This is a genomic window from Streptomyces aurantiogriseus (assembly GCF_014649375.1).
In the GTDB taxonomy this organism is placed as follows: Bacteria; Actinomycetota; Actinomycetes; order Streptomycetales; family Streptomycetaceae; genus Streptomyces; species Streptomyces aurantiogriseus.
On the sequence record NZ_BMSX01000052.1, the window covers coordinates 1 to 15,331 of the forward strand.

A 15,331-nucleotide genomic window follows, 5' to 3' on the forward strand; every position below is an offset into this window, starting at 1 on the left:
GTCGAGCGGATGCGGGGACGCCTGGATGACATGCTGAAGCTCATCGACGAGATCACCGAACCGCCGCACGGGCAGTAACCCACCTCTCCGCCTACAGGGGTAAGCAACATTGTGGGGAGACACCTACACCCCCAACGGCGTCTTCTACGCCTGGCAGAGCACCGACCTCGCGGCCGGCACCTGGACGCCGCTCGACCAGCGCCTGTACACCCAGCCGGTCAACTCCAAGCACTGCGGCATCCAGCCGATCACCTCGACGGTGTACGACAACCTGGTCGCGAAGTGGGGAGCGCCGGCCTGGAACCGGCTCAAGTCGTACAACTACCCGGCGCGTTACGTCCGCCACGCCAACTACGTCGGCCGCATCGACACCTACCCCTTCGACTTGTACACCGACTCGCAGTGGAAGCTGGTGCCGGGCCTTGCGGACGGCTCCGGGGTCTCCTTCCAGTCGGTGAACTACCCGACCCGCTATCTGCGCCACTACAACTACGAACTCCGGCTGGACGTCAACGACGGCACGTCGACGTTCGCGGCGGACGCGACCTTCTACCGTACGGCGGGGCTGGCGGACGCGAACTGGTCGTCGTTCCGGTCGTACAACAACCCGACCCGCTACATCCGGCACTCGAACTACGTCCTGCGCATCGACCCCGTCTCGACGGCCACCGAGCGGCAGGACGCCACGTTCCAGGTCGGCTACTGAGCCGGGGTTCCCCTCACAACCGCGCGAGGACCGGCAGCAGTGCGGACGCCGCCGTCACGTCGCCCGTCAGCGGCCGGTCCTCCGTACCGTCCGGCAGGGCGGCGTCCGCCACCGTGAAGGCGGGGACCGCCGGCGGTACCGGGTGCAGGCGCAACGCCCGTACGGCGGTGACGAGTTCGCAGGCGAGGACGGTGACGTAGGCCTCCGTCGCGCGCAGGGTCTGACGGGCGGCCTGGCCGGCGAAGCTCGCGGCCTCCTCCAGACCGTGCGAGAGGACGGCGTGACCGGTGGAGGCGGGGGCCGCGCACGCACGCAGCTCCGCGAGCGCGGAGTTGGCGGTGTACTCCAGGATCATCGTGCCGGAGCTGCTCGCGGGGCCCGTGGCGAGGAAGGCGGGCAGGCCGGTCAGCCCGGGGTCGCCGAGTGCGGTCAGGCGGGCGGCGGAGAGCCGGGCGGTCTGCAGCAGGGCGAGGTTCGCGGCCTCCAGGGCGAGGCCGAGGGGGGCGGCGAAGAAGCCGCCGTGGTGGTAGGCCGCGGTGCCGTCGGGCATCACCACGGGGTTCTCGGACGGGCAGTTGACCTCCACCTCGACGACCTCGCGCAGCCGCTCGGCGGCGTCGAGGGCGCACCCGTGCACCTGGGGGAAGGCACGAAAGCCGAAGGGGTCCTGGATCCGGCGGCCGGGGACGGACGGCCGGTCCGGCAGCCCGAGCAGCCGCCGCACCTCCCCGGCCGCGCGAGCCGCGCCGGGACAGGGCCGCAGGGCGTGCACGGGCGCGGCATAGGCCTCCGGCGACCCGGAGACCGCGAGGAGCGACAGCGCGGCCACGGCATGCGTGGCCCGCAGCAGCACATCGAGCCCGTGCCACCCGAGCGCGGCCTGCCCGAGCGCGAGGGCGTTGCTGCTGAGGAGCGCGAGGGCGTCGCCGGGGCGGAGGGTGACAGGGGCGGGGAGGCGGTCGGGCGGGATGCCGGCGGAGGTCTCCGACGGGGCGCCGACTCGGCTCTCCGCCCCGCGGGCCGGGCCGGCGGCGGGCCCGGCGTCCGGGTCGGCACCCGACCCGCCGCTCGTGCCGCCGTCCGGCCGACCGGTCGGGTCGGCGTCCCGTCGGCCGGCCGGCCGGGTGTCCAGCCAGTCGTACAGACCGGCGGTGGCCCGGCCGTCCAGGAGACCGTCGGGACCACCGCCCCGGTGGCCGGCCGCCCCGCCGTCCCGCCCGTTGTCCGACCGCCCGTCCAGCCAGGGGCGTTCGCCGAGGAGGGTCAGGCCCGTCTGGGCCAGGGCCGTCAGGTCGCCTGTGCCTATGGCGCCGTACTCGTTGACGGCGGGGTGGACGCCCAGGCGGAGGGCCTCGGTGAGGGCGTCGACGAAGGTGGGGTGGATGCCGGAGCCGCCGGCGAGGAGTTGGTTGGCGCGGATCGCGAGCATGGCGCGGATCTGGCGGGCGGGAAGGAGGGCGCCGGCGCCGCCGGCGTGGCTGCGCAGGAGGCGCAGACCGTGGGTGGTCTCGTCGTCGGCGTCGACGGTCACCGTGCGATGGGCGCCGACGCCGGTGCCGCGGCCGTAGAGCCGGCCGGCGGCGGCGAGGCGCTGGGCGGTGTGCCAGGAGCGTACGGCCCGCTCGCGGGCCTCGGGGGCCACGGCGGGCACGGCCGCACCGTCGGCGAGCGCGATCAGCTCGCCGACAGTGAGGGTGGTGCCGTTCAGGACGACCCTGGTGTCCCGGGCCGGTCCGGGTGCCGTGGTGTCCACCGTGCGGAACGTCAGCCGAGGCCGACCGACTTCAGCCACGCCTTGGCGACGTCCAGCGGGTCCTTGCTCTCCAGCTGCACCTGGGAGTCCAGGTCCAGCAGGGTCTTGGTGTCGAGCTTGGCGGAGACCGCGTTGAGCGCGGCGACGCCTTCCTGGGAGAGCCCGCTCTTGTAGACCAGCGGGGTCACGTTCGCGAAGCCGAAGAGGTTCTCCGGGTCCTGGAGGACGACGAACTTCTCCTTGGTGATGGTCGGGTCCGTGGTGAAGATGTCCGCCGCCTGCACGGTGTTCTTCTTCAGCGCGGCCTGGGTGAGCGGGCCGCCGGCGTCGAGGGCCTTGAAGGACTTGAACTTCAGCCCGTAGACCGACTCCAGGCCGACCATGCCCTGCTGCCGGGTCTGGAACTCGGGTGAGCCGCCGAGGACCAGCTCGGGAGCGATGTCCTTGAGGTCGGCGAGGGTGGACTGCGCGGTGAGGTTGTACTTCTTCGCGGTCTCCGCGTTGACGGTGACGGAGTCCTTGTCCTCGGCCGGCGACGACTCCAGCAGCGTCAGCTTGGGGTCGAGCTTGGCCTTCGCGGCGGCGTTGACCGTCTCGAGCGACTTCTGCTCGGCCTTCGGGTCGAGGTACGACAGCAGCGAGCCGTTGTACTCCGGCAGGACGGTGATGGAACCGTTCTTGAGCAGGCCGTACGTGGTCTCGCGGCTGCCGATGTTGGGCTTGTAGGACACCTTGATGCCCTTGGCCTTGAGGGCCTCGCCGTAGATGTCGGCGAGCAGGATGCTCTCGGCGAAGTTGTTGGAGCCGACGACGACGGTGTTGCCCTCCGCCTTCTCTCCGGCCAGCGGGTCGGAGGTGTCGTCGGAGGAGGAACAACCCGCCAGCAGGGCCGTCATCGCGGCGAGCGCGACGGCCGCCGCACCCGGGTGGTTCCTGAAGGACCTGCTGCTGTGGGCGTTGGAAGTCACGGTTCCCGTTCCGGGCTCTGGGGGTCGACGAGGAGAGAGGAAGGAGGAGAGGTGAAGGGAGAGCGGCAAGGAACTGAAGCGCTCTGGCCTGATCCAATCCACCCCCTTCTTGATCAGTCAAGTGCTACCGGGTTACCGATTGACTTCGATTCGTAGCCAGTTGTGTGCTGATCGGTGGGCGCTTCGTAATCGATTCTTGACTTAGTGCAACGCGTTGGCCGCACAAAGAAGCGATACTGTCACGGCAGTTGACGCCTGCCACAGCGGCGCGCAGGTTTGCACGACCCCCATGAAGGAGGCTCGGTGTCCACGAACACGGTGGACGCGCCCGCCCGTTCGGCCCCCTCGGCAGTCTCGTCCACCCGCCGGGGCCTGCGGGGTTTTGCCGACCGGTGGCCCTTCCAGCGCAAGCTGAACGTCCTCGTCGGTGTGCCGCTGACGGTGATCGCCCTGCTGCTGGCGTACCTCATCACCGACCTGATCCAGGAGTCCGACCGCGCCGAGGACGCGGCCCGGCTGGTGCGCGACAGCACACAGGTCGCCCAGCTGGTCGCCGATGTGCAGGCCGAGCACCAGCAGGCCATCCTGCTCTCCGTGCGGCACGAGGCGTCCCTCGACGGGGGCACGCCCTCCACCAACGCCTACCGGGTGGCCCAGCTCGCCGTGGACGCGCAGATCCAGAAGGTGCGCGAGACCTTCGGCGACCGGCTGCCGGACACCGAGGCGCAGGCACTGCGGGAGATCGAGGGCCTCGCCGGCCTGCGGGACACCATCGAGCAGGGCTATCTGCCCGCCGACAACATCGACCCGGCGTACGCGGGCGCCGCCGACGGCCTCATCGACGGCCTGGGCCTGGACCGCAACTCCGCGCTCGCCACCACCTTCACCGGCAACCTGCTCGACTCGCTGCTGCGCGCCGACGCCGCGCACGGCGCCTTCGAGACCGGCGTGTTCTCCGCGCGCACCGGCGACAGCAACGCCCTCATCGAGTTCACGGGCGCGGTCGGCTCCCTCGAGCTGTACACCTACCAGACCGAGCGCTTCGCCCGGTTCGCCACCGAGGAGCAGGCCGACGAACTCGGCGACATCGAGCACAACTCCGCGCAGGCCGTCATCGGCCAGCACTTCGCCGAACTCGCCGTCGACCCCAGCGACCTGCAGGCCGAGTCCAAAGCCGAGATCCGCGCGGCGTTCCGGCAGGCGCTCGACTCGTACCACCACTACAACGAGCAGGCCGAGACCCGGCTGAAGATCACCGGCTCGCTCATCGGCCAGATCGCCGACCGGGCCGACGAGGCCGCCTCCAGCGCCCAGTGGCGCGCGACCCTGCTGCTGAGCCTGGCACTGCTCGGCTTCGCCGTCTGGATCGCCTTCGCGGTGCTGGTGCGCCGCTCCGTGATCCGCCCGGTGCTGGCCCTGACCGGTGCCGCGCAGGAGGTCGCCGACGTCGCCGGGCGCGAGCTCGCCCGGGTGGCCGACGACGACGCCGAGGAGAGCGGGCCGCCGCGGCTGCGCGAGCTGCCGGTCACCGCGGACGACGAGATCGGTGAGCTCGCCGAGGCTTTCAACAACGTCCAGACGCGCGCGGCCGCGCTGCTGGAACGACAGGTGCTCAGCCGGCGCAACGTCGCCGAGATGTTCGGCAACGTCGGGCGCCGCGTCAGCAACCTGACAACCCGTCAACTCGCGCTGATCGACGCGGTGGAGCGCGGCGAGACCGACCCGGCGCTGCTCGAACGCCTCTACTCCATCGACCACATCGCGGTCCGGCTGCGCCGCAACGCCGACAGCCTGATGCTGCTGGCCGGCATCCGCGAGACCGTCCTGGACGCCGGTCCCACCGCCCTCACCAACGTGGTGCGCGCCGGGCTCGGCCAGATCGAGGGCTACCAGCGGGTGCGGCTGCACGCCGGGACCGAGGTCATGGTGGAGCCCGACATCATCGGCGACCTCACGCTGATGATCGCCGAACTCCTGGAGAACGCCGTGTCGTTCTCGCCGGAGGGCAGCCCCGTCGAGGTGACGGTCGACTCCGGCGCCCACGGAGCGACGATCACCGTCGCCGACCACGGCCTCGGCATGAGCGCGGAGCGCCTCGCCGAGGAGAACGCCCGCCTCGTGCGCCGCGAGCGCCTCGACCTCGTCCCGACGAGGGTGCTGGGCCTGTTCGTGGTCGGCGCGCTGGCCCGCCGCTGGGACATCGACGTCACCCTCTCCCGCACGCCGGGCGGCGGTGTGACGGCGGAGGTGACGATCCCGTCCACGCTGCTGCTGACGCTGAGCGGCGTCGGAGCGCCGGCGGCTGCGCCCACCGAACCGGCCCTTGCGGGCGCGGCGCGCTCCGGCGCCACGACCGACGCGCCGTCGACGTCCGGCACGCTCAACGGCTCTTCACCGGACTCCGCCGGCGCGTTGCCGGCCCCGTCGGTCCGCCCCGCGCTTCCCACGGCCGGCCCGTCCCCCGCGGTCTCCGTCCCGGCCGAGCCCGCCGACCACCAGGAACCGCTCCCCCTCCCCCGCCGGGTCCCCCGCCGCGACCCGGCCCCGGTCACCCACACCGAGCACCCCCCGGCCCACGACCGTACGACCGAGCCCACCCCGCACGGCGACACCGAGACGGAGCCCGGCCGGACCACCGACGAGGCCACGGCTCACACCCGTACGGAGGCGCCCACAGGCGAGGACACGGCTCACGCCCGTACCGGGCCGGACACCAGTGAGCCCGCGTCCTCCACCCGTACAGGGGCGAACGCCGAGGACCGTACGGCTCACGCCCGTACCGAGTCGGCCGCCGAAGAGCCCGCGGCCCACACCCGCGGCACCGACACCCCGGCGCACCCCGACGGCGACGCCCAGGCGCACACGGGAGCACTCGCACCGCACGCGACCAGCACCGACACCCCAGCGTGCCCCGCCGAAGGCGCCACGGACACCGAGCCGCACACCAACCGGCCGACGGCCCCCGGCCACGCCGAGTACCGCTCGGAACACCCCTCGCCCCACCCCGACGGCACGCCTGCACGACCGGCCAAGGGCACCGCGGCGCAAGCCGGAGTGCCCGCGGCCCTCGCCCGCGCCGAAGCGCGGGCGGAAGGGGCGGCGTCCCCCGGCAGCGAGGCCCCGAGCACCCGCGCCGACGCCCCCACGCGTGGCGCCGCCACCGGCTCCCGCCCTCTCCGTCGCCGTGTCCGCGGTGCCACCCTGCGGACGACCGTCGACGCGGCCGCCCAGCAGGCCGCGCGGCGTACCGTGCGGCCCGCCGACGCGGACGCCGTGCGCAGTGCGCTGGAGGAGTTCGAGGCGGCCGTGGAGCGCGCGCACCGGGACACCGGGGGCGGCACGGGGGAGCATCCCCGCCCCACTGTGCCCCGTACCGACGAGCAGAACGACCGGGACGACCGACATGACCAACGGCGTCCCCCGCACCACCAGAACAGCCTTCCGGAAGGAGCCGAGCAGTGAGCACGTCGACAGGTGAGACTCCCTCGGGAGACGCCACGCCGACCGACCTGCGGGCCGCCGCAGCCGACTTCACCTGGCTGCTCAACCGTTTCGCCACCGAGACCGCGGGGGTCGTGGACGCCATCGCGGTGTCCTCCGACGGCCTGTTGATCGCCGTGTCGGAGCTGCGCGAGCACGCCGACTCCGAGCGGCTGGCCGCGATCGTCTCCGGCATCACCAGCCTGGCCGCGGGCGCCTCCGGCAACTACGGCCTGGGCGGCCTGAACAAGGTCATCATCGATCTGGAGGGCGGCCATGTCCTGGTCTCCGCGATCGGCAGCGGCGCCGTGCTCGGCGTGGTCACCGACAAGGAGGCCAAGCTGGGCAACATCGCCTACGAGATGACCGTGTTCGCCAACCGCGCCGGCGCCGCGCTCAGCCCCCAGCTGGTGCTGGAGCTGAAGAACAGCGTCGGTGCCACCAAGGCGCGCTGACGGGCCGTCACCGCACGGACCGCCGGTCCAGAGAGGAAACCAACCACCGATGGCGGACGGCCGCACTCCGCGCGGCGCCGGCGAGGACGGCGTCGTACCGGTCGGCCCGGCACCCGCCGTCCGGCCCTTCCTGGTCACCGCCGGCCGGGTGGCGGGCGCGGGCGAGGCCGCGTCCGGCCGGCCGATGCCCGTCGAGACCCAGCTGGTGGCCACCGCCACCGGCCTCGACGAGCTCGACCGGCTCTCCTTCGAGCAGCACGACATCGTCGCCGCCTGCCGGGTCCCGCAGTCGATCGCGGAGATCGCGGCCCGGCTGCGGCTGCACCTGAACGTGGTGCGGGTCCTCGCCGAGGACCTGCGCGCGGCCGGGCAGCTGTCGGTGCACGTGCCCGACTCCGGCGTCACCCATGACGCGTCCGTCCTGCGCAGGCTCATCGATGGCCTCCGCGCCATCCCCGACTCCCGGGGGGTACTCCGTGACTCCGACTGAACCACTGGTCCGGCACACCGCCGGCCGGGCCGTCGTACGGCCGCCGCTGCCGGTGAAACTGGTCATCGCGGGCGGCTTCGGCGTGGGCAAGACCACCGCCGTCGGCGCGATCTCCGAGATCGAGCCGCTGACCACCGAGGCGGCCATCACCGAGGTCGCGGCGGGCGTGGACGACCTCAGCCACACCCCGCGCAAGACCACCACCACGGTCGCGATGGACTTCGGCTGCATCACCATCGATCCGACCCTGAAGCTGTACCTGTTCGGCACGCCCGGGCAGGAGCGGTTCGGGTTCATGTGGGACGACATCGTGGAGGGCGCGGTCGGCGGGCTCGTCATCGTCGACACCCGCCGCCTCGACGACTGCTACGCCGCCGTCGACTACTTCGAGCACAGGCGGATCCCGTTCGCGGTCGCCGTCAACGCCTTCGACGGCCACGTCGAGCACAGCCTGGAGGAGGTCCGCTGGGCCCTCGACGTGTCCGAGGGCGTCCCGGTCCTGGTCTTCGACGCCCGCGAACGCGGCTCGGTACGGGACGCGCTGCTGGTGGTGCTGGAGCAGGCGCTGGCGCGCACCGAGGGGTGACAAGTGCGGGGAGTCCCCGCGCACTCGTCACCCCTGCGGGACTCAGTTGCTCCTGCGCACCCCCGGTGACACCGCCACCCGGCTCACCGCCCAGAACAACGCGAGGGTCGCCAGGGCCATCAGGGCGACCAGGGTGGCGCCGCCGACGACCTTCTCGTAGTTCCGCTGGTAGAGGCCGTCGACGATGTAGCGGCCGAGGCCGCCGAGGCTGACGTACGCGGCGATGGTGGCCGTGGAGACGATCTGGATGGCGCCGGAGCGCAGGCCGCTGAGGATCAGGGGGAGCGCGGCGGGGAGTTCGACCTGGAAGAGGATTCCGGCCTCGCTCATGCCCATGCCCCGCGCGGCGTCCACCGGGGAGGGGTCGACGGAGCGCATGCCCTCGTAGGTGGTGACCAGGATCGGCGGGACGGCGAGGACGACCAGCGGGGTCATCACGTTCACCAGGCCGAAGCCCAGCAGCAGGGTCATGAGCACCAGCAGGCCGAAGGTGGGCAGCGCCCGCCCGGCGGTGGCGATCAGGGCGAGGGCGTTGCCGCCGCGCCCGTAGTGACCGGTGACGAGGCCGACCGGCAGGGCGATCGCGGCGGCGATGGCGAGGGCCTCCAGGGTGTACTGGACGTGCTCCCCCACGCGCGTGGGGATGCCGTCGTAGCCCTGCCAGTGGGAGCCGTCGCTGAAGAAGGCGCTGATGAAGTGGAGCAGGTTCACCGGGCTGCGTCCTCCAGGGCTGCGGCGGCCGAGTCGGGCCGGCCGGCCTTCGGTGTCGTGCGTGCACGGCGCGGCATCCACGGCGTCAGGAGCATGCGTACGGCCACCAGCAGGCCGTCGGCGAGCATCGCCAGGGCGGCCATGCTGAGCACCGCGTTCACCGCGAGTTCCGGCCGGTTGTAGATGTTCGCGTCGTTGATCAGGTTGCCGAGGGCGCCCTGGTTGCCGATGAGGGCGCCGATGCTGACCAGGCTGATGCTGGAGACGGTCGCCACCCGCAGCCCCGCGATGATCGCGGGCACCGCGATCGGCAACTGGACCTGGACGTAGCGGCGTACGGGCCCGAAGCCCATGGCCGTGGCGGCGGCGAGGGTCTCCTGCGGCACCGAGCGGACGGCGTCGACGATCGCGGGCACGAGGACGACGAGGCTGTAGACGGTGAGCGGGATCATCACCGTGAGCTCGGTCTGGCCGGTGTAGTCGATGAGGAGGACGAAGAACGCCAGCGAGGGGATGGCGTACAGCACCGTCGTCACCCACAGCACCGGCGGGTACAGCCAACGGAAGCGCACGCAGAGCTGGGCCAGCGGCAGCGAGATCACCAGTCCGGCCAGCACCGGCAGCAGGGCCTCGCGCAGGTGCAGTCCCACCAGGCCGATCCAGCTGTGCTGGAGGTCGCTGGGGATGTCGAACATGCGGTCCCAGTTCATCCGGAGACCTTCGTGGTTTCGCTGCTCCGGCTGCCCTCCGCGTGGGCGCCGCGGATCGCCTCGCCGATGGTCTGCTGGGAGACGACCCCGGCCGCCCGGCCCTCGGCGTCCACGGCGACCGCCCAGCCGGTGGGCGAGAGCACGGCGCAGTCCAGCGCGGCCCGCAGCGAGTCCCGTCCGGCCACGAACGGCCGCCCGCACGGCAGGAGTTCCGCCGGCTCGATGGTCCCGGCGGTCAGGTCCCGCGGCTCGCTCCAGCCGAGGGGCTTGCCCTCGACGTCGGTGACGAGGAGGTAGGGCACGTCGGTGCCGGCGCGGGCGATCTGCTCGGCGCTCGCGTCGATCGCGACGATCGGCGCGGTGAGCAGGTCGAGGCCGGCGGAGGAGAAGAAGGACAGACGCCGGATGCCGCGGTCGGCGCCGAGGAAGTCCTCGACGAAGGCGTCGGCGGGGTCGGAGAGCAGTTCGGCGGGCGGCGCGAACTGGGCGAGCCGGCCACCGGTGCGCAGGACGGCGACCATCGTGCCGAGCTTGACGGCCTCGTCGATGTCGTGCGTGACGAAGACGATGGTCTTGCCCAACTCGTCCTGGATCCGCAGGAGTTCGTCCTGGAGTCCCTTGCGCACGACGGGGTCGACGGCCGAGAAGGGCTCGTCCATCAGCAGCACCGGCGGGTCGGCGGCGAGCGCCCGCGCCACACCGACGCGCTGCTGCTGGCCGCCGGACAGCTGGTAGGGGTAGCGCCGGGCGAGCGAGGCGTCGAGGCCGACCCGTTCCATCAGCTCCCGTGCCCTGGCCCGGGCCTTGTCCTTGCTCCAGCCGAGCAGCCGCGGCACGGTCGCGATGTTGTCGACGATCGTGCGGTGCTGGAAGAGTCCGGCGTTCTGGATGACGTACCCCATGGACCGGCGCAGGGTGTTGACCGGCTGCTGTCGGCTGTCGACGCCGTCGATGAGGATCGTGCCCTCGCTGGGCTCGATCATCCGGTTGATCATGCGCAGGGTCGTCGTCTTGCCGCATCCCGAGGGGCCGACGAGGACGGTGATCGAGCGGTCCGGGATCTCGAGGGAGAGCCGGTCGACCGCCACCGTGCCGTCCGGGTACCGCTTGGTGACTGAATCTATCCGTATCAAAACGCCGAATACCCTTCGGGTCTGGCAAATTCCGCCCGCTCTCGACCACGTGAGACCGGGCCGTTGCGGGGAGAGTCTAGACCGCTTGTGTTGCAGGGGTTTTGACGGCCGAGGACCGAACGTGAGGCTCGTTCACCAGATCAGAAGCCCTCCCCCGATCCGCTGGGCGTACCGCGCGCTCGCCGCGATGGCGTCCAGACGGCTGGAGATGTGGTGCGAGTGGTACTCGACCGTCCGGTCGGGCGTGCGGGTCTCCGCCACCAGCCGCGTCAGGTTCGCGCGGACCAGGGCGATCTCCCGCAGGAAGGCGGGGATCTCGTCGGGGGCGACGACATCGCCGTTGTGGACGCTGACGAGGGCCGGGAGGAACCGGGCGCCGATCCGGCGGATCGCCCGCGATCCCCACACCTTGGTACGCCAGGACTCCGGCCCGGCGAGATCCGTCCCGTCGGGCCGGCCGTCGGCCTCACCGATCAGGATGTCGATGCCGCCGTCCTCGCGTACGAGGAAGACCTCACTCGTCAGACTCATGACCGCAGTTGACCATGCGTGACCGACCCCGGTCGAAGCGTTTTGCCTGTGGGCACCCTGTGAGTCCGCTGATTCTCACCGTCCCCTCAGACCCGGCTCAGGGATCCCCCAGACGGGGCCCCGATCGTCACTGCCATGAACGCAACGAACGCGGGAGGCGTCCCCCCGCAGGTGCCGGCCGCCCGAACCTCCCCCGCGCGTCCTGCCCACCGGGGCGAACACCCACCTGGAGTACGCGTCATGACGACCCTCGCCCCGCCGCCCGCGCCCGTCCGGGAGGACGGCTCCCGCCACCGGGCCGCACGGCCCGCCGCAGCCCGCGGATTCGCCGCCCGCACGCGGAGGCTGTTCACCGGCGCCCCGGACGACCCGCGCTGGGCCCGCCCCGCCCTGTGGGCGATCCTGGTCCTGGCCACCGGCCTGTACGCCTGGAACCTCACCTCCGTCACCGGCAACACCTTCTACAACGCGGCCGTCTACAGCGGCACACAGAGCTGGAAGGCGTTCTTCTTCGGCGCGCTGGACGCCGGCAGCTTCATCACCGTCGACAAACCGCCGTTCGCCCTGTGGGTGATGGGTCTGTCGGCCCGCGTGTTCGGCTACGGCACCTGGCAGTTGATGCTGCCGATGGTCGCGGTGGGCGTGGGCTCGGTGGCCCTGCTGTACCGCATGGTCAAGCGGGACTTCGGGGCCGTGGCCGGCACGATCGCCGCGCTCGCGCTCACCCTCACGCCCATCACGGTCGCCATCAACCGGGACACCAACCCCGACCCGGTCCTCGTCTTCCTGATGCTGCTCGGCGCCGCCGCGCTGATGAAGGCCGTGCGCACCGGCAAGCTGATGCCGCTGGTGTGGTCCGGTGTCGCGATCGGCTTCGCGTTCCACACGAAGATGATGCAGGCGTACGTCGTCCTGCCCGCGTTCTTCCTGGCCTACCTGTGGGCCGCGAACACCACCCTGGGCCGCCGGATCCGCAATCTCGCCGTCGGCACGGTCGCTCTGGTGGCCTCCAGCGCCTGGTGGATGGTGGTCGTCGACCTGATCCCGGCCTCCTCCCGCCCCTACATCGGCGGCTCGACCGACAACACGGTGTGGGATCTGGTCATCGGCTACAACGGCTTCGGCCGGATCTTCGGGGCGAGTTCGTCGGTGGGCTCGCAGGGCAACGGCGCGAGCTTCGGCGGCGAGGCGGGCCTGTACCGGATGTTCAACGAGATCATGGGCGGCCAGATCTCCTGGCTGATCCCGTTCGCGGTGATCGCGCTGGTGGCCGGGCTCGTCCTGCGCGGCCGGGCGCCCCGTACCGACGGGAAGCGTGCGGCCCTGTTGCTGTGGGGCGGCTGGTTCGTCCTGCACTACCTGACCTTCGCCCTCGCCGAGGGCACCTTCCACCCGTACTACGTCACCGCCATGGCGCCCGGGATCGCGGCCCTGGCCGGTGCGGGCGGGGTGATGCTCCACCGCGCGTTCCAAGAAGGCTCGGCTGCCATGTGGGGGTGGGTGCTGCCGGCCGCGGTCGCGGCGAGCACGGTCTGGGCGGTCGTCCTGCTCCAGCGGGTGTCCGGCTCCGGGACGCTGTACACGGTCGCCCAGGTCGTGGCCGGGGTCGCCGGTGCGGCCGCGGTGATCGGGCTACTGGTCGGGCGGTTCATGAAGCGGCGGCGGCTGATCGGCCTCGCCTCGCTCGCGGCGGTCGTCGCCCTGCTGGCCGGTCCGGCCGCGTACTCGGTCGCGGCGGCCACCTCCGGCACCAACGGCACCAACCCGACGGCCGGCCCGAACACCGGTGGCGGGATGGGCGGTGGCGGCGGCATGGGCGGCGGTCAGCGGCCCAGCGGCGGCCCGGACTCCAGCAGCACGAGCAGCGGCAACCCGAGCGGCTCCGACGGCGGGTCCACGGGGCAGCCCCCGTCCGGCAGCAGCGGCACCTCGTCCTCGTCGTCCTCGTCGTCCTCGTCGTCCTCTTCGTCGCCCTCATCGTCCTCTTCGTCGTCCTCCTCGTCCTCCACCGGTGGTGACGGTGGCGGCATGGGCGGCGGCACGCAGGTGTCGTCCGAGATGATCACGTACCTGAAGAAGAACCAGGACGGCGCCACCTGGCTCGTGGCCGTGGCCACCGACCAGACCGCGTCCTCGATCATCCTGGAGTCGGGTGAGCCGGTCATCTCGATGGGCGGCTGGTCCGGCACCGACGACGCGATGACCCTCGCCAAGCTGAAGAGCCTGGTGAAGGCGGGCAAGCTGCACTACATCGTCATCAGCGACAGCGGCCGGGGCTCCTCGAACACCGAGATCGTGACCTGGGTCGAGGCCAACGGCACGGCCGTGAGCGACTACAGCGGCCTCTACCGCCTGGACACCTCCGACGTCGGCTGACACTCCGTACGACACCTGCGTCCATGGGAAGGGCGGGCCGCCGGGTTTCACCGGCGGCCCGCCCTCCGCCGTTCCTCAAGCCGTCTTCTGAGACGGTGTCGGCGTCACCGAGCTGGAGGTGGCTCAGCTTTCGACCGACCGGGTCGGGTGGTGGTTGGGCAGGGGCCGGGGGTCCAGGGGGCGGAGCCGGCTGGCGGGGTCGAAGGGGCGGAGCCCCTGGGGAGGGGAAGGGTAGGGGCGGCGGGGGCGAGGAAACGCCCAGGCGACCACGGCCGCGGTCCATCCCAGGACCCACACGGCCACCACCGACAACACCGCCCCTGCGCTCACGCGGCCGCCGCCCCCTCCCCCACCCCGGGGAACCCGGCCGTCCGCAGGACACGCCGCTCCGCATCCACCACGTACACCTCGCACCCCTGCAACCCGGCCGCCCACTCGACGCCTTCCGGCCCCATCGCGAAGGCGGCCGTCGCCACGGCGTCCGCCTCCGTCAGGGTCGCGGCTACGACGGTCACGCTCAGCAGCCCCGTCGCCGGAGCCCCCGTCCGCCCGTCGATGATGTGGTCGCCGCGCTCGTAGCGCGCGGAGGTCGCGACCGCCCCGTCGGTCAGCTCCAGCACCGTGCACAGCTTGTCGGCGATCTCGGGGTGCCGTACGCCGACCCGCCAGGGCCCGCCGCCGGTGACCACGTCACCACCGGCGTTGAGGCAGAACCGCCGGGCGCCGGCCGCGGCCAGCAGCTCCGCCGCCCGCTGCACCGACCAGCCCTTCACGATCGCGCAGGGATCGAACCCCCGCCCGGGCAGCCGCACGTCGAAGGCCCCGCCGGTCGCGACCCGGTACCGCTCGCAGAGGTCGAGGACCTCCACGAGGTCGGCGCTGAGTGCGTCGGCCGGCAGCTCGCCCCGGCCGTACCGGGACACCTCGCTGCCGGCCTTGAACGGGCTGAACCGCTCGTCGACCTCGCGCAGCCACGCGAACACGGCGTCCCCGGTCTCCTCGCCGATGTGCGGGTCGTCGACCCGCAGGGAGACCGGGAACCCCATGACGTGTTCGACGCGGTGCACCTCAGGCGCCCTTCGTGTCGATCGCGGCCTGGAGGGACTCCTTGTAGCCGTCACTCGTGATCGTCGCCCCGGACACCGTGTCGATGTCCGCGCTCTGCGCCTCGAGCGTCCCCGCGATCAGCTTCGGCACAGCCGCCGTCGTCTGCGGGTGGTTCGGCTGCTTCAGCATCCTGACGGCCGTGATCTTGTCACCCTCGAAGGTGACCTCGACCTGCACGTCCCCCTTCTCGGTGTGCACGGTCGGACCCGCGACGGCCTGGGAGGCCGCGGCCGCCGAGGCGGACGGGGAGGCCGAGGCGGCCGACGCCTTCGTGTCGATCGCGGCCTGGAGGGACTCCTTGTAGCCGTCACTCGTGATCGTCGCC

General features: G+C 72.1%; 13 protein-coding genes and 1 pseudogene. 6 read left to right on the forward strand and 8 right to left on the reverse strand.

The genetic code is table 11. The annotated features are described in order from the left end of the window. Positions 1–109: 109 nt before the first annotated feature. Positions 110–706, forward strand: a pseudogene (locus IE263_RS47495) (AbfB domain-containing protein); the annotation flags it as partial. Positions 707–719: 13 nt separating this feature from the next. On the opposite strand, the gene IE263_RS47500 reads toward IE263_RS47495, so the two are convergent. Beyond that, positions 720–2,459 (reverse strand): aromatic amino acid ammonia-lyase, encoded by a 1,740-nt coding sequence (locus IE263_RS47500; RefSeq protein ID WP_189944376.1) that lies wholly within the window; start codon positions 2,457–2,459, stop codon positions 720–722. A gap of 11 nt (positions 2,460–2,470) precedes the next feature. Next, positions 2,471–3,427 carry an ABC transporter substrate-binding protein gene (locus tag IE263_RS47505; protein WP_189944377.1) on the reverse strand — a complete coding sequence of 319 codons (957 nt, stop codon included), beginning with the start codon at positions 3,425–3,427 and terminating at the stop codon, positions 2,471–2,473. Positions 3,428–3,730: 303 nt separating this feature from the next. Between IE263_RS47505 and IE263_RS47510 the strand changes: the two genes are divergently transcribed. From IE263_RS47510 to IE263_RS47525, 4 genes are read left to right on the forward strand one after another with little or no spacing between them, the layout of a single operon-like run. Further along, positions 3,731–6,889 carry an ATP-binding protein gene (locus IE263_RS47510; RefSeq protein ID WP_189944378.1) on the forward strand — a complete coding sequence of 1,053 codons (3,159 nt, stop codon included), beginning with the start codon at positions 3,731–3,733 and terminating at the stop codon, positions 6,887–6,889. Next, positions 6,886–7,362 (forward strand): roadblock/LC7 domain-containing protein, encoded by a 477-nt coding sequence (locus IE263_RS47515; protein WP_189944379.1) that lies wholly within the window; start codon positions 6,886–6,888, stop codon positions 7,360–7,362. Before IE263_RS47510 ends, IE263_RS47515 begins: the two co-directional genes overlap by 4 nt. Positions 7,363–7,411: 49 nt before the next feature. Then, positions 7,412–7,852 (forward strand): DUF742 domain-containing protein, encoded by a 441-nt coding sequence (locus IE263_RS47520; RefSeq protein WP_189944380.1) that lies wholly within the window; start codon positions 7,412–7,414, stop codon positions 7,850–7,852. After that, positions 7,839–8,438 carry a GTP-binding protein gene (locus IE263_RS47525; protein ID WP_189944381.1) on the forward strand — a complete coding sequence of 200 codons (600 nt, stop codon included), beginning with the start codon at positions 7,839–7,841 and terminating at the stop codon, positions 8,436–8,438. The genes IE263_RS47520 and IE263_RS47525 overlap by 14 nt, the downstream gene beginning before the upstream one ends. A 42-nt stretch (positions 8,439–8,480) precedes the next feature. Here IE263_RS47525 and IE263_RS47530 read toward each other — a convergent pair whose 3' ends face one another. The 4 genes from IE263_RS47530 to IE263_RS47545 form a co-directional block, all read right to left on the reverse strand. Further along, entirely contained in the window at positions 8,481–9,149 is a 669-nt protein-coding gene (locus IE263_RS47530; RefSeq protein ID WP_189944382.1) for an ABC transporter permease, read from the reverse strand. Next, positions 9,146–9,859, reverse strand: a complete 714-nt coding sequence (locus IE263_RS47535; protein ID WP_189944383.1) for an ABC transporter permease — start codon at positions 9,857–9,859, stop codon at positions 9,146–9,148. The genes IE263_RS47530 and IE263_RS47535 overlap by 4 nt, the downstream gene beginning before the upstream one ends. Continuing rightward, positions 9,856–10,992: an ABC transporter ATP-binding protein gene (locus IE263_RS47540; protein WP_189944384.1), complete on the reverse strand. Its 1,137-nt coding sequence runs from the start codon at positions 10,990–10,992 to the stop codon at positions 9,856–9,858. The genes IE263_RS47535 and IE263_RS47540 overlap by 4 nt, the downstream gene beginning before the upstream one ends. Before the next feature lie 132 nt (positions 10,993–11,124). After that, entirely contained in the window at positions 11,125–11,523 is a 399-nt protein-coding gene (locus tag IE263_RS47545) for a hypothetical protein (RefSeq protein WP_189944385.1), read from the reverse strand. A 240-nt stretch (positions 11,524–11,763) separates the two neighbouring features. On the opposite strand from IE263_RS47545, the gene IE263_RS47550 reads away from it, so the two are divergent. Further along, on the forward strand, positions 11,764–13,899 hold the full coding sequence (locus IE263_RS47550) for an ArnT family glycosyltransferase (RefSeq protein ID WP_189944386.1): 2,136 nt from the start codon (positions 11,764–11,766) through the stop codon (positions 13,897–13,899). Positions 13,900–14,225: 326 nt separating this feature from the next. Here the strand turns inward: IE263_RS47550 and IE263_RS47555 are convergent, their stop codons facing one another. Both IE263_RS47555 and IE263_RS47560 read right to left on the reverse strand, forming a co-directional pair. Next, positions 14,226–14,945 carry an FAD:protein FMN transferase gene (locus IE263_RS47555; RefSeq protein WP_189944388.1) on the reverse strand — a complete coding sequence of 240 codons (720 nt, stop codon included), beginning with the start codon at positions 14,943–14,945 and terminating at the stop codon, positions 14,226–14,228. Positions 14,946–14,967: 22 nt separating this feature from the next. Further along, positions 14,968–15,331: FMN-binding protein (locus tag IE263_RS47560; RefSeq protein ID WP_189944387.1), on the reverse strand; the 364-nt coding region annotated here is incomplete at its 5' end.